We start from the raw sequence: 17,405 nt of genomic DNA, 5'->3' as shown, positions 1-17,405 counted from the left end.
TGGCGCTGCGCTTACCGGGCCTACGTTCGAATCGTAGGCCCGGTAAGGCGAAGCCGCCACCCGGCAAAACAGCGCTACTGATTCTCTATCAACAGCGCTTCCAGCAGGTCCAGATCGTGCAGCAGCTTTTGCAGCGTCTCGTTGCTGATCTGGCGCGTGGCGCGCAGGTGATACAGCTCGGCACGCTCGGAGCGCAGCGCCGCCAGACGGAACCGACGCTCAAGGTTCTCCTCCTGCAGCGAGCTTTCCACGTCGTTACGCCCGTCCGCGCGACGGCGCAAGTTACCAATCACGCGGGAACTCACTTCCGTCAGCAGCTGATTGTCGATGTTCTCTTCCGCATCCGCGGCCAGACGTTCTTCCATTTTCTGGATAGCGACAATCGCCACTTCGGCGGTAGCCGCCCGCGCAATACGCTCCTCTTTATGCTGCTGGGTCGAATCACCGGCATCAATATGCTGGAGTAAAATCGGCAGCATAATCACGCCGACAAACAGTGAGAACAGAATCACGCCCGCCGCCAGGAAGACCAGCTCGTAGCGCGCCGGGAAGACGTCGCCCGTCGGCAGCAGCAGCGGAATGGAGAGGACACCGGCAAGGGTGATCGCCCCGCGTACGCCCGCAAAAGAGGCAATCAGCAGTTCACGCGTTGTCCACGAGCCGAACTCCATCGGCTTTTTCTTCAGGAAACGGACGCTGAAGTTTTTCATCGTCCACAGCCAGCCGAAACGCACTAGCATCAGCGCCAGGTAGATCAGCACGATGTCGGTAAACAGCATCCAGACCTCAACGTTCGGGTCGGCTTCGGCCGCCACCAGCGAGGATTCCATAATGCCCGGCAGCTGCAGGCCCAACAGCAGGAATACCATGCCGTTAAAGACAAACTCCAGCATGGCCCAGGTGCTGTTGGCACGCAGACGCATGGCCAGCGGCGCGCGGCGCATCACGCCGGAGCGGGTAATGGTCATCCCTGCCGCCACTGCCGCAAGAATGCCCGATACGCCGATATGTTCGGCAATCAGATAAGAGGCAAACGGCAGCAGGAACAGCAGTACGATCTGCGTAGCGGGTTCATCGCCGCCCCAGCGGCTGAGGAAACGCAATGAGCGGCCGTACAGCCAGCTCACCACGAAGCCCGCGAGAATACCGCCAATCGCCACCTTGAAGAACTCCAGCGTCGCGCCGCCGACGGTAAAGACCATCGTGCCCATCGCAACGGCCACGGCAAACTTCAGGGCAACCAGGCCAGAGGCGTCGTTCATCAGCGCCTCCCCCTGTAAAATCCCCATGATTTTCTTCGGAATACGGCCTTCACCCACAATGCCGGACAGCGCCACGGCATCGGTTGGCGACAGCACGGCGGCCAGCGCAAAAGCCGGTATTAACGGAATGCCCGGTACCGCCCAGTAGATCAGAAAACCAATCCCGACGACGGTGACCACCACCAGCGCCAGCGCCAGGCCGAAGATCTCGCGCCCGTGTTCAAGGAATTCGCGCGTGGGCGTTTTCCAGCCATCGGCAAACAGCAGTGGCGGGATAAACAGCACGAGGAACAGTTCGGGGTCAAATTCCACGTGCAGGCCAAACGTCGGCCACGCCAGCAGCGCGCCGATGGCAATTTGCATTAATGGCAGGGGGACCTGAAAGGGCAGTACGCGTGTAACCACCCCGGATAGCGAGACCACAAGGGTCATGATGAGTATTGTGAAGAAGATTTCCATGCGTTCCCTGTTTGCTGTGTTGCTTATGTACTCCGGAAGGCGTCGTGCCTTTTATTCTATCTTCCCCAGAGTAACGCAAAAGGCAACAGGATGAGTCCTGAAAATAAAAACGGGCGGCCTGAGCCACCCGTTTTCGCATCAAAGGACAACTTAGATTGCCCAGCCGCCCGCGTAGAACGCCACCAGCGCAACGGCGATAATCACGGTGCCGATATTCAGCTTGCGCCACTCACCGGAGACCAGACGACCAATCACCAGCGACGCGAAGCCGATCATAATGCCGGTCACGATGTTACAGGTCAGCACGATGAAGACCGCGGTAATCAGGCCAGACATGGCGTCCACGAAATCTGCAAAGTCGATTTTCGCCACGTTGCTCAGCATCAGCAGGCCAACGTACATCAGCGCTGGCGCGGTCGCATATGCCGGAACCAGATAGGAGAGCGGAGAGAGGAACAGGATCAGCATGAACAGCACGCCGACGGTGATCGCCGTCAGGCCGGTTTTACCGCCTGCCGCCGTACCCGCTGCGGATTCGATGTACACCGCCGCAGGCGCCGCACCCACCAGGCCAGAGAAGACGCTGCTCAGGGAGTCAGTGGTCAGCGCTTTGCCGCCATCAATAATCTGACCGTCTTTATCCAGCAGGTTCGCCTGACCGGCCACCGCGCGGATGGTACCGGTCGCGTCAAACACCGCGGTCATCACCAGCGCCAGCACGCTTGGCAGAATCACCGGGTTCAGCGCACCGACGATATCCAGGCTGCCAATCAGGGAGTTGCCTTTGTCATCGCTCAGCGACGGCATGGCGAAAATGCCGGAGAAATGGACGTTCGGATCGAAAATCAGGCCGACAATGGAAACGCCGATAATGGTCAGCAGAATGCCGCCCGGGACTTTCAGTTTTTCCAGACCGATAATCACCGCCAGACCGATCAGCGACATAATCACCGGGAAGCTGGCGAAGTGGCCCAGCGCCACCGGCAGACCGTCCAGCGGGTTCTTGATGACCAGACCGACGCCGTTGGCGGCGATCAGCAGCAGGAACAGGCCGATGCCGATACCGGTACCGTGCGCCACACCCTGCGGCAGGTTGCGCAAAATCCAGCTACGGATGCCGGTCGCTGAAATCACGGTAAACAGCACACCCATCAGGAACACGGCACCCAGCGCAACCGGTACGCTGATGTGCTGGCCCAGCACCAGGCTGAACGCGGTAAACGCGGTCAGAGAGATGGCGCAACCAATCGCCAGCGGCAGGTTCGCCCACAGGCCCATCACGATGGAGCCTACGCCGGCCACAAGGCAGGTTGCCACAAAGACAGCCGCTGGCGGGAAGCCCGCTTTGCCCAGCATGCCCGGCACAACGATGACGGAGTAAACCATCGCCAGAAACGTTGTCAAACCAGCAACGATCTCCTGGCGCACGGTGCTGCCGCGAGCCGAAATTTTAAACATGGCGTCAAGTGAACCGCCAGTACGCGCAGATGGCGTAGACATAGAAAACATCCCCTGAGAGTTTTTTAGGAAGTCCGTAAGCGAGGTGGAGACGCCGCTGCCAGCTAAACGTCAAATCCTTGTGTTGCGTTTGCGACGAAAGGGCGTCACAAAAAAAGCAAACGTTTAGCTCCGCGCTTACAAACGGGTGGTCAAATTAAGGCAAACGATTATCTAGCGTAATCCCCGCCCTTTTCAACTGAACTTTATCGTTTTTCGCTAAAATTCACTTATGATGCTGAAGAAATAAACAGAGGATGCGCAAACGTTATCGTCTATGCGCAATTTGTTTACATTTCAGTCCTCGCCCGGGATAGATAACGGCCCCCCTTGCTCCAGGGTTCTTTGCCAGCCAGGGCTGCTCTCAACTTTTGTCTTCCAGGCCTGAATATGCGGCAGATTAGCGATACCGCCGCGCGCCAGCAGGGCAAAGATCGGAAAGCTCATCTGAATATCGGCCATGCTGAGCGCATCCCCGGCAAACCAGCTGTTTTTGGCAAGGTGCGACTCAATAAAGCGCGCATGGGTTTCCAGCTGACGGTTGAGGTACGCTTTCTGCACCCCCTGCCCCAGCGCTTTGCCCAAAGTTCTGATACCAAACGGCACCGGCGGCTTGCCGAGGCTGTTGAAGACCAGCTTCATTAACAGCAGCGGCATCAGGGATCCTTCCGCGTAGTGCAGCCAGAAGCGGTACTGCACTTTATGCGCCGGATCTAAAGGCTTAAGCCGCGACTCGGCATCGTACGTTTCCTGCAGATACTCCAGAATGGCGCCTGACTCTGCGAGGATCAGTCCGTTATCTTCGATGACCGGTGATTTGCCCAACGGATGCACTTTTTTGAGAGCCTCAGGTGCCAGCATGTTCTTTTCACGCTGATAGTGAACGATCTCATAAGGCAGGCCGAGTTCTTCCAGCGCCCAGATCACGCGATGCGAGCGCGACTGGTTTAGGTGATGTACCGTGAGCATGGTTTTCTCCTGGTTATTCATACTTTTTAACTATAGAAAATTGAACAACACCGCGAAAAAAATTCGGCTAAAAACTGGTCAGCGAGGCTGGCGAAAAAACGGGTCTTGCATAGAATTAAAGTGTCAGCACAATCCGGAACCTCCCCAACCAGCTCGACACGAGGGGCGCTGACGTCGGGGGAAACCCTCCCGTGAACCAGCGGGATAGAGTGAAAGACAAAGACCGGGAAAAACTAAAGCGCCCTTATGTGGCGCTTTAGTTCTTTATGTGCTTTTTGCGGGTGGCGCTTCGCTTACCCGGCCTACGTTCTCGGTTTGGTAGGCCGGGTAAGGCGCTGCCGCCACCCGGCAAACCGGCCGCACAATCTCAATCCTCTTCCAGCAACCGTGCCCCCGTCCCCTGCTCGCCCAGTTTGTCCCCGGGGTTACGCAACGGACAATCGCTCCGCGACAGGCAGCCGCAGCCAATGCAGCCATCCAGTTCGTCACGCAGCGCGACCAGCGTATGGATACGCCTGTCCAGCTCTTCGCGCCACTGGGATGACAGCTCTTTCCACTCTTTCGGGCTCAGCGTGTGCCCTTCCGGCAGCACCCCAAAGGCCTCGCCGATCGTGGCCAGGGGAATTCCGATTCGTTGCGCAATTTTGATAATCGCCACGTAGCGAAGCACATCGCGGGTATAGCGGCGCTGGTTTCCTCCGTTACGGATACTCTTGATTAACCCTTTGCTTTCATAGAAGTGGAGCGCCGACACGGCAACACCGCTTCGCTTTGCCACTTCGCCGGGGGTTAAAAGCGCTTTAATTCGCGGCAATCTCTTTTCCATAAAACCTCTTTACCTCAAGTTAACTTGAGGAATTATACTCCCCCGCAGAGAAAACGACGAATTAACCGAGATAGTTGTATCTACAGAGGGGCAACCTTATGTCGCATCAGCAGATTATTCAGACGCTTATTGAATGGATTGATGACCATATCGACCAACCGTTGAACATCGATGTGGTCGCTAAAAAGTCGGGCTATTCGAAATGGTATTTACAGAGAATGTTCCGCACGGTCATGCATCAGACCCTGGGTGAGTACATTCGCCAGCGCAGACTGCTGCTGGCGGCGCAGGCGCTACGCTCAACGCAGCGGCCGATTTTTGATATCGCGATGGATCTTGGCTATGTGTCGCAACAAACCTTTTCCCGCGTGTTTCGCCGCGAGTTTGACCGCACGCCGAGCGACTATCGCCACCAGTTGAATTAATGAATATCAGTGCAAAGGTTGCTGCTGCCAGGTCATAAATTCCTGGGGCGGCATCGCTTTCGCGAAGTGCCATCCCTGACAAAACTGGACGCCGCGCTTCAACAGCCAGCTTACCTGCTCTGCCGTCTCTACCCCTTCCGCAATGGTTTTCAGCCGCAGGCTTTGCGCCATCTCGATAATATGCTCGGCGATCAGGTGGCTGGTGCTGTTGGTCGTTAAGGTATCGATAAACGATTTATCGATTTTCAGGATATCCACGTTCAGCGAGTAGAGGTTGTGCAGGTTCGAGTAACCGGTACCAAAATCATCAATCGCGACTTCATAACCCGCCTGACGGAAAGCCTGTATCACCGGCGTGGTTTTTGGCACATCGATAAAACCGCGTTCCGTCACTTCTATTTTGATTTGCTGCGCACGGACGGCGTAGTGGCGAGCCTTCTCGGAAATCATGGCGATCAGCCGCGAGGAGTGGAAATCCGTGGCCGACAGGTTAATCGAAATATAGAGATGGGGATGCTCGGCCAGGAAATGGCCCAGATCGCTGAACACCTCTTCAACGACATAGTCTGTGATCCGCTCGCTCATCCCCTCATTTTCCGCCAGCGGAATAAACTCCGCCGGACTCATCACCTGCCCGTTAAAACCAGGCCAGCGTAATAACGCCTCCGCGCCCACGCACCGGTTGTTCTTGATATCAATAATCGGCTGATAGTGCACGCAAAGCTGTCGTTTGGTCAGTGCCCGGTGCAGTAAGCGCCCCGGCGAATTGAGCTCACGATGTGTACGGGACCATACCAGCAAAATAATAATGCTGCAGATCATGCCCAGCGGCAGCGTCAACGTCGCCTGGTGATAAAGCGTTTCATAAAAGCGTTTATTCGATGTCGATACAATGGCCGCAATCGGTCTTTTGGGGGAACTTACGATCGTATAAAAGCGGTTATCTTTTTGAAATACCGATTCCTTATCCTGAATCATCGAATTTAATAAAGAAACATTGGCTTTCTGGCTGACGGAAAAGAAAGCATTGGTTACCGTGTCGTACACTCCCCATGAGAGAGAATGATCCGCAGACATGACTTCGCTGTATGAAAGTGGATTGACGACCACCACATAATTTCCGCGCTGCATATATGTCATTTTATAACCAGTATAAAATGGGGTATCGCGATAATAATAGATAGCGACGTCAGGTTTACGCGTGTAATTAGCGACAGGAATAGCGTAGGGGCGATCCGGTGTAAAAACGGTCGAACAAAGAAAATTCTGACCTTGAGCGTAAATTAAATCGGCGACAAACAGGCGGCCACGAACAACGTTCAGCATATATTGACGATGTCCCGGCGTGCAAAGCTCACCCTGATATTTTTCAGCCTCGTCCCGGGCCAGATCAACCTGTTGAATAACCAGTTCTGTTTTGTCTAAAGCCAGTTCAGCAAATGTCCGTAGCTGGGCGCTTGTTTCAGATACGGCTCGTAGCTGGGCAAACCATAGCGCAAGCATCACAGGCAGCATAACTACCATGATGATCCCTACCACCCTGAGCATTTTGCGCCGCGCGCTACGATTCATTTCCCGCCCTATATCCCTGCATGTTGTACGCCTGTAGTAATGAAGGCCGGATGCTTTGTTAAACAGGTGATTACGTTGCATGAATCATGCGAAGTTAGCAACTGACTTTTCGTATTAAAAATCTTAAATTTCGTTATGACGATAATATTTTCCCGTAAGCTAAACTGTAAGTATTCGTTCCGTTTCAATTAAGGAAAATAATTATCCAGCCCGCAAGGGCGGTGGGAAGATAACACAACAGACGATTGTTGATTAAGCCAAACTTGTAACAGCGCGAAAAATCATAACCTCGACATGGCATTTTATGCTATTTGTTCGGGCGTATTTTGTTCGTTGATTTATAAATAATCAGCTGCCACCACCGTTTTTCCTCGCCCCGAATGCTTGGCCTCATATAATGCTTTATCGGCACGCCTCAGCAGGACTGAAGTATCCCGCTGTCCTCCGCTTACTTCCACAACCCCGGCACTAAATGACAGCGACACTTTCCTCTCCCCCACGGCCAGCGGGTTGGTTTGCAGAAAGGTGCGCAACCTGGCGGATAATTGCGCAGCGCCATTGCCGTTTGTTTGCGCCAGCAAGAGCAAAAACTCTTCTCCTCCCACGCGCCCTAATGCCGAATCTGAAGGTGATAACTCACGGATCGCGTTACAAAAGTGAAGGAGCGCCGCATCACCCACCGGGTGCCCCCACTCATCGTTGATCTGTTTGAAGAAATCCAGGTCAAACATCAGGACGCAAAAATGGCTGTTAACCTCCTGCCGGGCACTGGCCGCCAGCGCAAGCTCCAGCTGCTGCAAAATCGCCGAACGGTTAAAGCAACCGGTGAGATCGTCAGTAGTGGCTTTTACCTGCAGCTGCTGTTCGGCTTTTTTCCGCTCGGTGATATCCAGCCCAATATTGAGGATAGAGTTGTCCGGCAACAGAATGTTGGACCACAGCACCGTCAGCGGGGTGCCGTCTTTGCGTAGCGGATGCCACTCATACATATCCTTCAGCGGCGAGACATTGACCGACTCTCTTACCCGCCGCCGCTCTTCAGGGTCGGGATAAAACAGCGAAAGCGGATCGGCATGTTCCGCGATCTCCGCCATCGTCCAGCCGAATACTTTTTCACATTCGGCATTCCACAGCACGCAGCGGTTAAATTTGTCGAAAGAGTTCATTAAAACCGGGGCGCGTTCAAAGAGCGTCTTATATTGCGTCACGACACGCTGCATTTCCTGGGCAGTTTTCTCCCGGGCAATAATTTCCGCGAAATAGTCTTTTAATTTTTCGACCAGCACCACGACGATATTTTTCAGAATTGGCAGAGAAGAGAGTCGTTCATCAAACGCTAAAAAGAAATAACCACTGCAGTGCCAGTTATGGGTTGAAAGTTTGCACAAGACACCGCTATGCAACTGCGCATAGCCCGGGTGCTGAGGAGGAAATAACGCACGGCCAATATTCTCTTTCCAGTAGACCACCCGCCATGAACGATGATGCCGCTGGAGCAGGGTGTCCGCCAGGAAATCGGCCACTTCGAAGGGATGGCAGGTCATCTCCCCGGCGCATACCACGCGCTGTAGCCCGTCATCACCATTAACGCTTACCCAGGCGAGACTTGCGCCCAGCGCGCGACTGATGGTCGTCAGCATGTCGGTCAGAGAACATTGAGCATGAAGCTGAGGCATCAGCTTAGCCAGCGCATGCAACGCTTGCATGCTGTCATTAACAATCTCACGTCGGTTTTCTTTCATTTTTTTCGCTGATTATCAGGCGATAAACCGGACGCAACTTTCTTCAGATTCGAAAAATCGACAAACCAATGCACAGGCTGAATCTCAGCGTAGCGAATTAAAAACAACGTTGTGTGTAATTAAAAACGTACAAAGAAATAAAAAAATAATTAAATTCAAAAACCTGAAAGGTTAGCTGCGAGTAAAATTAATTGTCCACTCAAGCATAAGCCATAGGGTTATTGCTGTAAACATTGTACAGTGAGCATCCTTTTGCATCAGTTTTGCTATCTCAATGAATTCATTATAAAGAGTGCGGGAACTGGAGAACTTAGCCAGCAAAGATATATTTTCACTCAGGCGCCCACCGATTCTCAGTAACTATGAATCACCCGTTTTTCATCACCCCGGGACTGGCGAATAAAACAGCAAACGTGATATAGTTCACACATATAGTGTAACGAAAAAAATCTGTTTCATTCAGTTCGTCTGTTTTGTTGAGGATGGGTTTTATGGCAACCATTACTACCAGCATGGTTCTCCTGCGCTGGCCTTTGTTGAGTGCGGTGCTGATGTTTTTAGCCAGCACGCTGAACATTCAGTTTCGTAAATCTGACTATGCGGGTCTCGCTGTCATCAGCACCCTGCTGGGGCTGGGTGCAGCCTGCTGGTTTGCAACGGGTCTGCTTGGCATTACCCTGCTGGATATCGCCGCCGTCTGGGAAAACATTAAAGTGGTTATGGTGGAAGCAATGAGCCACACGCCGCCAGACTGGCCGATGGTCATTACCTGATCCCTTCATCAATAAAAAAACCCAGACGATGTCTGGGTTTTTTGTTTTCTCATCCGTTGATCAGAACGGAATGTCGTCGTCGAAATCCATTGGCGGTTCGTTAGACGGTGCCGGAGCAGACTGCTGCTGCGGGCGAGACTGCGCGCCACCGCTGAACTGGTTGCCGCCCTGCGGCTGCTGAGGCTGACCCCAACCGCCCTGCTGCTGGCTCTGACCACCACCTGCCGGTGCACCACCGCCCTGACGGCCACCCAGCATCTGCATGGTACCGCCCACGTTAACCACGACTTCAGTGGTGTACTTCTCAGCACCGGACTGATCGGTCCATTTGCGGGTGCGCAGCTGGCCTTCGATATAGACCTGAGAACCTTTACGCAGATACTCACCGGCCACTTCGGCCAGTTTGCCAAACAGCACAACGCGGTGCCATTCGGTCTGCTCTTTCATCTCACCGGTCGCTTTATCACGCCAGGATTCGGAAGTAGCCAGCGTAATGTTGGCAACTGCGCCACCACTCGGCATGTAGCGTACTTCCGGGTCCTGGCCCAGATTACCGACGAGAATCACCTTGTTTACGCCTCTGCTGGCCATGTTCGTGTCTCCTGAATACGTTTCTTAATAGTGTAAACGCGCGAGTGTACCATTTCCATGCTGCACTTTGATAGTTGCGTAGCACGTTCCAGAGTTCTCCCGCAACTCGACATTGTTACACAGCGAATCAGAAAATGCATTCCAATACTGTATATTCAAACAGGTTAAATTGTGTCATAATTAGCCGTTTCTGACAGCCGTTTGTCCTTCAAACAAATCAGGCAATCCGTGTTCCAACCGGGAAAGGTGAATGGATAAGATCGAAGTTCGGGGCGCCCGCACCCACAATCTCAAGAATATCAACCTCATAATCCCTCGCGACAAACTCATTGTCGTGACCGGGCTTTCGGGGTCTGGCAAATCCTCACTGGCTTTCGACACCCTGTATGCCGAAGGACAGCGTCGTTACGTTGAATCACTCTCTGCGTACGCGCGTCAGTTCCTGTCGCTGATGGAAAAACCGGATGTTGACCATATTGAAGGGTTGTCCCCTGCTATCTCTATTGAGCAGAAGTCCACCTCGCATAACCCGCGTTCAACGGTCGGTACCATTACCGAAATTCATGACTACCTGCGTCTGCTGTATGCCCGCGTGGGTGAGCCGCGCTGCCCGGACCACGACGTCCCGCTGGCGGCCCAGACCGTCAGCCAGATGGTGGATAACGTGCTGTCGCAGCCGGAAGGCAAACGCCTGATGCTGCTGGCGCCAATCATCAAAGAGCGTAAGGGCGAACACACCAAGACGCTGGAAAACCTGGCAAGCCAGGGCTATATCCGCGCCCGTATCGACGGTGAAGTGTGCGACCTGTCCGATCCGCCCAAGCTGGAGCTGCAGAAGAAGCACACCATCGAAGTGGTGATTGACCGCTTCAAGGTGCGTGACGATCTCGCCACGCGTCTGGCGGAATCCTTTGAAACCGCGCTGGAACTCTCTGGCGGCACGGCCGTGGTCTCCGACATGGACGACCCGAAAGCGGAAGAGCTGCTCTTCTCCGCCAACTTCGCCTGTCCGATTTGCGGCTACAGCATGCGCGAGCTGGAACCGCGCCTGTTCTCCTTTAACAACCCGGCGGGCGCGTGTCCGACGTGTGACGGCCTGGGCGTTCAGCAATATTTCGATCCGGACCGCGTGATCCAGAACCCGGAGCTGTCGCTGGCGGGCGGGGCCATTCGCGGCTGGGACAAGCGTAACTTCTACTACTTCCAGATGCTGAAATCGCTGGCAGAGCACTACAAGTTCGACGTCGAAGCGCCGTGGGCCAGCCTGAGCCCGAACGTGCACAAAGTGATTCTGTTCGGTTCCGGCAAAGAGAACATTGAGTTCAAGTACATGAACGATCGCGGCGATACCTCCGTGCGTCGTCACCCGTTCGAAGGGGTGCTGCACAATATGGAGCGCCGCTACAAAGAGACCGAATCCAGCGCGGTACGCGAAGAGCTGGCGAAGTTCATCAGCAACCGCTCCTGCGCCACCTGCGAGGGCACGCGCCTGCGTCGTGAAGCGCGCCACGTGTTTGTGGAAAACACGGCGCTGCCGACCATCTCAGACATGAGCATCGGCCACGCGATGGACTTCTTCAATAACCTGAAGCTCTCCGGCCAGCGCGCGAAAATTGCCGAAAAAGTGCTGAAAGAGATCGGCGATCGCCTGAAGTTCCTGGTGAACGTCGGCCTGAACTACCTGACGCTTTCCCGCTCGGCGGAAACGCTCTCCGGCGGTGAGGCTCAGCGTATCCGTCTGGCCAGCCAGATTGGCGCGGGCTTAGTCGGCGTGATGTACGTACTGGACGAGCCGTCCATCGGCCTGCACCAGCGCGACAACGAGCGCCTGCTCGGCACCCTGATCCACCTGCGCAATCTCGGCAACACGGTGATCGTGGTGGAGCACGACGAAGATGCGATCCGTGCGGCTGACCACGTCATCGACATTGGCCCTGGCGCAGGCGTGCACGGCGGACAGGTCGTTGCAGAAGGGACGCTGAAGGACATTATGGCGGTACCCGAGTCGCTGACCGGTCAGTACATGAGCGGCAAGCGCAAGATTGAAGTGCCAAAACAGCGCGTAGCGGCAGATCCGGAAAAAGTGCTGAAGCTGACCGGCGCGCGCGGCAACAACCTGAAAGACGTCACCCTGACGCTGCCGGTTGGCCTGTTTACCTGCATCACCGGCGTGTCCGGTTCCGGTAAATCGACGCTGATCAACGATACGCTGTTCCCGATTGCACAGACCGCGCTAAACGGTGCGACGCTGGCCGAGCCTGCACCGTACCGCGACATCCAGGGGCTGGAGCATTTCGATAAGGTTATCGATATCGACCAGAGCCCGATTGGCCGTACCCCGCGCTCTAACCCGGCGACCTATACCGGCGTCTTCACGCCCGTACGTGAACTGTTTGCCGGTGTGCCTGAAGCACGCTCCCGCGGCTATACGCCAGGACGTTTCAGCTTTAACGTGCGCGGTGGCCGCTGCGAAGCGTGCCAGGGCGATGGCGTGATCAAGGTTGAGATGCACTTCCTGCCGGATATCTACGTGCCGTGCGACCAGTGCAAAGGCAAACGCTATAACCGCGAAACGCTGGAGATTAAGTACAAGGGCAAGACCATCCACGAAGTGCTGGATATGACCATCGAAGAGGCGCGCGAGTTCTTTGACGCCGTCCCTGCGCTGGCGCGTAAGCTGCAAACGCTGATGGACGTCGGCCTGACCTACATTCGTCTGGGGCAGTCGGCGACAACGCTTTCCGGTGGTGAAGCGCAGCGCGTGAAGCTGGCGCGTGAGCTGTCAAAACGCGGTACCGGTCAGACGCTCTACATTCTGGATGAGCCAACCACCGGCCTGCACTTTGCCGATATCCAGCAACTGCTCGAGGTGCTGCATCAGCTGCGCGATCAGGGCAACACTATCGTGGTGATTGAGCACAACCTGGACGTGATTAAAACCGCGGACTGGATTGTCGATCTCGGCCCGGAAGGCGGCAGCGGCGGCGGTGAAATTCTTGTCTCCGGTACGCCAGAGACCGTTGCAGAGTGCGAAGCCTCGCACACCGCGCGCTTCCTTAAACCGTTGCTGTAGTTGTCACACGGAGAGTTGCTGTCGGGTGGTTTCCGGCAGCAGCTCAACCGCCTGCTGATAGGACGCATCCACCAGGTAGTAAATCTGTGATCCTGGAATCGATCCATCCAGATAGACGGTGCTCCAATGCGCCTTATTGAGGTGCTTGCTCGGCCTCACGTCATCATGCTGCTGACGCAGCAAATCCGCCAGTTCAGGGCTGGTTTTCAGCGACGCCGCCGGACGGCCTTCTACCTCTTTCACCATCGCAAACAGCACATCACCTACCTTAATCTGCGTGGCTTTCCAGTCGCTGTGGACGCTCTGCTCCGCGCCGGGCTTGCTCATGCAGTACTGAAGTATCTCCGAAATTGTCATCTTTATTCCCCTTGTAGCGTGGCGATAATTTTACGCGAACCACCGTGAATGCGATGCTCACCCAGCCAGATCCCCTGCCACGTTCCCAACAGCAGCCGCCCGTTGTGGACCGGCAGCATCAGCGATACGCCCAGCAAAGAGGATTTAATATGCGAAGGCATGTCGTCCGCCCCCTCATAGTCATGCTCATAAGGCGCGTTGTCCGGGACGCTCTTCAGAAAATGGTGCTCCATGTCGGACCGGACGGTGGGATCGCAATTTTCATTCAGCGTCAGAGAGGCGGACGTGTGCTGAAGCAGCAGATGCAGCAAACCCGTTCTGACGCGCGACAGGTCGCGGAGTTGCCCGATGACTTCATCCGTCACCAGGTGAAATCCGCGTGGCTTCGCGCTTAAGGTCAGGGTCTGTTGGTACCACATAGGCTGCTCCGTGATGAAAGATGAATCTTTCTAAGTGTGCAGCAAGAAGACGAAAGGTAAAACCCGCAGCAGCGAGATTTGATTAAAAAAGAGTCAAACTCGCTGCCAGGGGCTCAATACTCCGAGTTGACGATCACCTCTTCGCCAAACTTTCCGGCCATCGGCAGCGGGCGATAGGTTGAGTTAGACGCGCGTAACACCCTGATCCCTCTGGCACCCACATCCTGTGCGGCGGTAATGTCGTTATCCGAATCGCCATAAAACACTTTGATGTTTTTCTTTTCCAGCCACTGGGTTTTGGTGTTTTGCCCCTCTTTGTCACCCGCAAAAATGACCGGGTTCATGCTGGTCGCCGGGATCTGGAAATCATCCTGCAGCGTTTTAGAGACGGTTTCCGTTTTGGTCTGACTGCGGCCGGTTACAAAATAAATGCTGTCACCGCGCTTCACGTGCATGGCAATAAGCGCACGGGCAACCTCTTTCGGGATGCTGAATTCGTCCCAGCCATTATTCATTTTTTCCCAGAATTCCGGGTTCTTCAGATACGCTTCGCTGTCGGGTGAATATGTTTTCTTACCGCGCCAGAAGCCGGGGCTTGAGAACAGCACGGTATCGTCAATGTCAAAACCCACGGCCATTGGCGCACGGCCCATCAGGCTGTTTTCGATTTGGGCCACGGAAACCCAGTGAATGGGTGCCTGCTCGGCAAGAATGGCGGCGGTGGTGCCGGTGTAAAGCGGCGTCGGGGCAGAAGCTCGCGCGACGACGGCATTATTAAGCGAGAACAATAAGCAGGCGGCGCTGAGCGCCAGTGTGATCTTGCGCATATTTTCCCCTGAATATTCAGTTTGTTATCGTTTTAATTTGAGCGGATGGTCAAAAAACTATCCGACCATAACCCCAGCGGGAGGTGAAGGGAAGGAGTTTTTGCTTATGAAGCGGAATAAAAAGAAGACGATCACAAAAGGTCGGGCAACGTTTTTGTGCGGCCTGATGCCCTCACCCCGGCCCTCTCCGACGGGGAGAGGGCGAGTTGGTAAGTACTTACATTACAGCAGCAAACGCCTGCGCCACGCGATGAACGTTGCTGGCATTCAGACCCGCCACGCACATACGGCCGCTGGCGATCAGGTAGACGCCGAACTCTTCGCGCAGACGATCGACCTGGGCCGCACTCAGTCCGGTATAGCTGAACATCCCGCGCTGCTTGAGCAGATAGTCGAAGTTATGTCCCGGCACGGCCTCTTTCAGGACGTTAACCAGCTCCTGACGCATCGTCTGAATGCGCTGGCGCATCGCTTCCACTTCCGCAAGCCAGGACGCTTTTAGCTTTTCGTCACCGAGAACCGTCGCCACCACCTGCGCACCAAAGTTAGGCGGGCTGGAGTAGATGCGGCGCACCGTCGCCTTAAGCTGGCCAAGCACGCGACCTGCCGCTTCGGCGTCTTCACACACCACGGACAGACCGCCAACGCGTTCACCGTACAGGGAGAAGATTTTAGAGAAGGAGTTACTCACCAGAACAGGCAGCCCGGCGCTGGCAGCGGCGCGGATGGCATAGGCATCTTCTTCCATGCCCGCGCCAAAGCCCTGGTAGGCAATATCGAGGAACGGGATCAGGTTGCGAGCCTTCAGTACCTCAATCACCGCATCCCACTGGGCATTGGTAAGATCCGCACCGGTCGGGTTATGGCAGCATGGATGCAGCAGCACAATGCTGCGCTCCGGCAGGGTGTTCAGTTTTTCAAGCAGCGCGTCAACGCGCACGCCGTTAGTTTCGCTGTCAAACCACGGATAGGTCGCCACTTTGAAGCCTGCGCCCTCGAAGATCGCAACGTGGTTTTCCCACGTCGGGTCACTGACCCACACGCCTGAATCCGGGAAGTATTTTTTCAGGAAGTCTGCACCCACTTTCAGCGCACCCGAGCCGCCCAGCGTCTGGATGGTTGCCACGCGTTTTTGCGCGAGCACCGCATGATCGGCACCAAAAAGCAGCGGCGCAATGGTGCTGCGGTAGGTATTTAACCCTTCCATCGGCAGATAGAGCGACGCGCCGTGTGGAACCGCGTTCAGACGCGCTTCGGCTTCGGCAACGGCCTGCAGCTGAGGAATAAAACCCTCGTGGTTGTAATACAAACCGATGCTAAGGTTCACCTTGTCGCTGCGAGGATCTTCTTTGAAACGCTCCATTAAGGAGAGAATTGGGTCGCCGGCATAGGCGTCAACTTTCTGAAACACGCGATGATTCTCCGGAATTCGATGAGGCAGGGATTTCAACAATAAACCGGAAGTGGGAGAAGGTCGAGAGGATGTTAATAAAGTTGGAGCGAAGATAAAAAACCTCACTCCATTGGCGGTTCAATCAATGTACTTCATCGCTACCCGCGAGGTCAGACGCGTGATAAGTTCGTAAGCACTTACTTTCGTGATTTCAGCAATGCGTTCAACAGGCAGCCCTTCCCCCCACATCACGACATCATCACCAGGCTTATCCTGGGCTTCAGGCCCCAGATCAACACAAATCATATCCATCGCCACGCGGCCGACAATCTTCACTTCGCGACCGTTGACCAGAACCGGCGTACCCGTTGGCGCAGCGCGGGGATAGCCATCGCCATAGCCCATCGCCACGACGCCGAGGCGGGTATCACGCTCGCTAATCCAGGTGCCGCCGTAGCCCACCGGCTCACCCGCTTTATGGTCACGCACAGCAATCAGGTTAGAGACCAGCGACATGACCGGCTGGAAGCCAAAGTCCGGCCCCCAGGGTTTGTTCTCCAGTGGCGACACGCCATAGAGAATGATGCCCGGTCGCGCCCAGTCGAAATGCGACTGCGGCCACAGCAGAATACCGCCGGATGCCGCAATTGAGCGCATCCCCGGCTTGCCTTCGCAGAAGGTATTGAAGATATCGAGCTGCTTCTCTGTCGCACCACACTCCGGTTCATCGGCGCGAGCAAAATGGCTGACGATATTCACCGGCTGGCGCACGTTTTTGCACCGGCATAAACGCTGATAGAACGCTTCCGCGCTCTCCGGCCGCACGCCCAGACGGTGCATGCCCGTGTCGAGCTTCATCCACACGGTCACCGGCTCGCTCAGCTCGGCGGTTTCAAGTGCGGCCAGCTGTTCTTCGTTATGCACTGCCGTATGCAGATGCTGGTCAGCAATGGTCGGCAAATCTGTGGCTTCGAAAAAGCCTTCGAGGAGCAGAATCGGTTGGGTAATCCCCCCCGCGCGCAGGCGAAGGGCTTCTTCAAGACGGGCGACGCCAAAGGCGTCGGCATCGGGGAGCGTTCGCGCGGTCTCAAGAAGACCGTGTCCGTAAGCGTTCGCTTTCACGACTGCAACGAGCTTGCTGGCGGGTGCCAGTTCACGCAGACGTTGCAGGTTGTGTCGCAGAGCGCGGCGGTTAATGACAACAGTTGCCGCTTGCATTT

At 55.3% G+C, this 17,405-nt stretch carries 15 protein-coding genes; 3 read left to right on the top strand and 12 right to left on the bottom strand.

What is annotated here, in order from left to right:
* Window positions 1-74: 74 nt before the first annotated feature.
* The 4 genes from P349_RS03015 to soxR form a co-directional block, all read right to left on the bottom strand.
* Complete coding sequence (locus tag P349_RS03015; RefSeq protein ID WP_024906728.1) at window positions 75-1,721, bottom strand: Na+/H+ antiporter; 1,647 nt, start codon at window positions 1,719-1,721, stop codon at window positions 75-77.
* A gap of 150 nt (window positions 1,722-1,871) precedes the next feature.
* Entirely contained in the window at window positions 1,872-3,221 is a 1,350-nt protein-coding gene (ghxP, locus tag P349_RS03020) for a guanine/hypoxanthine transporter GhxP (RefSeq protein ID WP_032650612.1), read from the bottom strand.
* A gap of 294 nt (window positions 3,222-3,515) precedes the next feature.
* Complete coding sequence (locus P349_RS03025) at window positions 3,516-4,187, bottom strand: glutathione S-transferase family protein (protein ID WP_024906726.1); 672 nt, start codon at window positions 4,185-4,187, stop codon at window positions 3,516-3,518.
* A 367-nt stretch (window positions 4,188-4,554) separates the two neighbouring features.
* The gene (gene soxR, locus P349_RS03030) at window positions 4,555-5,013 is read right to left on the bottom strand and encodes a redox-sensitive transcriptional activator SoxR (RefSeq protein ID WP_008503388.1); all 459 of its coding nucleotides are present in this window, start codon (window positions 5,011-5,013) and stop codon (window positions 4,555-4,557) included.
* A gap of 98 nt (window positions 5,014-5,111) precedes the next feature.
* On the opposite strand from soxR, the gene soxS reads away from it, so the two are divergent.
* Window positions 5,112-5,438 (top strand): superoxide response transcriptional regulator SoxS, encoded by a 327-nt coding sequence (gene soxS / locus P349_RS03035; RefSeq protein ID WP_008503387.1) that lies wholly within the window; start codon window positions 5,112-5,114, stop codon window positions 5,436-5,438.
* Between the two features lie 6 nt (window positions 5,439-5,444).
* Here the strand turns inward: soxS and P349_RS03040 are convergent, their stop codons facing one another.
* Window positions 5,445-7,010, bottom strand: a complete 1,566-nt coding sequence (locus tag P349_RS03040) for an EAL domain-containing protein (RefSeq protein ID WP_032650611.1) — start codon at window positions 7,008-7,010, stop codon at window positions 5,445-5,447.
* A gap of 338 nt (window positions 7,011-7,348) precedes the next feature.
* The gene (locus tag P349_RS03045) at window positions 7,349-8,752 is read right to left on the bottom strand and encodes a sensor domain-containing diguanylate cyclase (RefSeq protein WP_032650610.1); all 1,404 of its coding nucleotides are present in this window, start codon (window positions 8,750-8,752) and stop codon (window positions 7,349-7,351) included.
* 491 nt (window positions 8,753-9,243) lie between these two features.
* On the opposite strand from P349_RS03045, the gene P349_RS03050 reads away from it, so the two are divergent.
* The gene (locus P349_RS03050; RefSeq protein ID WP_008503385.1) at window positions 9,244-9,525 is read left to right on the top strand and encodes a YjcB family protein; all 282 of its coding nucleotides are present in this window, start codon (window positions 9,244-9,246) and stop codon (window positions 9,523-9,525) included.
* Window positions 9,526-9,585: 60 nt separating this feature from the next.
* Here the strand turns inward: P349_RS03050 and ssb1 are convergent, their stop codons facing one another.
* The gene (ssb1, locus tag P349_RS03055; protein WP_023310055.1) at window positions 9,586-10,116 is read right to left on the bottom strand and encodes a single-stranded DNA-binding protein SSB1; all 531 of its coding nucleotides are present in this window, start codon (window positions 10,114-10,116) and stop codon (window positions 9,586-9,588) included.
* Window positions 10,117-10,366: 250 nt separating this feature from the next.
* On the opposite strand from ssb1, the gene uvrA reads away from it, so the two are divergent.
* Window positions 10,367-13,189, top strand: a complete 2,823-nt coding sequence (gene uvrA / locus P349_RS03060) for an excinuclease ABC subunit UvrA (RefSeq protein WP_024906722.1) — start codon at window positions 10,367-10,369, stop codon at window positions 13,187-13,189.
* A gap of 3 nt (window positions 13,190-13,192) precedes the next feature.
* Here the strand turns inward: uvrA and P349_RS03065 are convergent, their stop codons facing one another.
* The 5 genes from P349_RS03065 to alr all read right to left on the bottom strand — a co-directional run bounded on the left by P349_RS03065 (window position 13,193) and on the right by alr (window position 17,403).
* Window positions 13,193-13,546 carry an MmcQ/YjbR family DNA-binding protein gene (locus P349_RS03065; RefSeq protein ID WP_023310053.1) on the bottom strand — a complete coding sequence of 118 codons (354 nt, stop codon included), beginning with the start codon at window positions 13,544-13,546 and terminating at the stop codon, window positions 13,193-13,195.
* 2 nt (window positions 13,547-13,548) lie between these two features.
* Complete coding sequence (locus tag P349_RS03070; RefSeq protein ID WP_024906721.1) at window positions 13,549-13,965, bottom strand: secondary thiamine-phosphate synthase enzyme YjbQ; 417 nt, start codon at window positions 13,963-13,965, stop codon at window positions 13,549-13,551.
* A 113-nt stretch (window positions 13,966-14,078) separates the two neighbouring features.
* Window positions 14,079-14,792: an acid phosphatase AphA gene (gene aphA, locus P349_RS03075; RefSeq protein ID WP_032650609.1), complete on the bottom strand. Its 714-nt coding sequence runs from the start codon at window positions 14,790-14,792 to the stop codon at window positions 14,079-14,081.
* Between the two features lie 217 nt (window positions 14,793-15,009).
* The gene (gene tyrB / locus P349_RS03080) at window positions 15,010-16,203 is read right to left on the bottom strand and encodes an aromatic amino acid transaminase (RefSeq protein WP_032650608.1); all 1,194 of its coding nucleotides are present in this window, start codon (window positions 16,201-16,203) and stop codon (window positions 15,010-15,012) included.
* Window positions 16,204-16,323: 120 nt separating this feature from the next.
* Window positions 16,324-17,403: an alanine racemase gene (alr, locus tag P349_RS03085; protein WP_032650606.1), complete on the bottom strand. Its 1,080-nt coding sequence runs from the start codon at window positions 17,401-17,403 to the stop codon at window positions 16,324-16,326.
* Between the last annotated feature and the right edge of the window lie 2 nt (window positions 17,404-17,405).

Origin of the sequence: Enterobacter sp. DC4, assembly GCF_000568095.1 — a bacterium.
Classification (GTDB): Bacteria; Pseudomonadota; Gammaproteobacteria; order Enterobacterales; family Enterobacteriaceae; genus Enterobacter; species Enterobacter pseudoroggenkampii.
This window is presented reverse-complemented; position numbering and strand designations above follow the sequence as displayed.

Excerpts from the sequence above, each read along its gene's own strand:
- uvrA (WP_024906722.1), top strand. The coding sequence starts at position 10,367 with ATGGATAAGATCGAAGTTCGGGGCGCCCGCACCCACAATCTCAAGAAT.
- P349_RS03065 (WP_023310053.1), bottom strand. The coding sequence starts at position 13,546 with ATGACAATTTCGGAGATACTTCAGTACTGCATGAGCAAGCCCGGCGCG.
- P349_RS03045 (WP_032650610.1), bottom strand. The coding sequence starts at position 8,752 with ATGAAAGAAAACCGACGTGAGATTGTTAATGACAGCATGCAAGCGTTG.
- aphA (WP_032650609.1), bottom strand. The coding sequence starts at position 14,792 with ATGCGCAAGATCACACTGGCGCTCAGCGCCGCCTGCTTATTGTTCTCG.
- P349_RS03070 (WP_024906721.1), bottom strand. The coding sequence starts at position 13,965 with ATGTGGTACCAACAGACCCTGACCTTAAGCGCGAAGCCACGCGGATTT.
- P349_RS03050 (WP_008503385.1), top strand. The coding sequence starts at position 9,244 with ATGGCAACCATTACTACCAGCATGGTTCTCCTGCGCTGGCCTTTGTTG.
- soxR (WP_008503388.1), bottom strand. The coding sequence starts at position 5,013 with ATGGAAAAGAGATTGCCGCGAATTAAAGCGCTTTTAACCCCCGGCGAA.
- P349_RS03040 (WP_032650611.1), bottom strand. The coding sequence starts at position 7,010 with ATGAATCGTAGCGCGCGGCGCAAAATGCTCAGGGTGGTAGGGATCATC.
- alr (WP_032650606.1), bottom strand. The coding sequence starts at position 17,403 with ATGCAAGCGGCAACTGTTGTCATTAACCGCCGCGCTCTGCGACACAAC.
- soxS (WP_008503387.1), top strand. The coding sequence starts at position 5,112 with ATGTCGCATCAGCAGATTATTCAGACGCTTATTGAATGGATTGATGAC.
- P349_RS03025 (WP_024906726.1), bottom strand. The coding sequence starts at position 4,187 with ATGCTCACGGTACATCACCTAAACCAGTCGCGCTCGCATCGCGTGATC.
- ssb1 (WP_023310055.1), bottom strand. The coding sequence starts at position 10,116 with ATGGCCAGCAGAGGCGTAAACAAGGTGATTCTCGTCGGTAATCTGGGC.
- P349_RS03015 (WP_024906728.1), bottom strand. The coding sequence starts at position 1,721 with ATGGAAATCTTCTTCACAATACTCATCATGACCCTTGTGGTCTCGCTA.
- ghxP (WP_032650612.1), bottom strand. The coding sequence starts at position 3,221 with ATGTCTACGCCATCTGCGCGTACTGGCGGTTCACTTGACGCCATGTTT.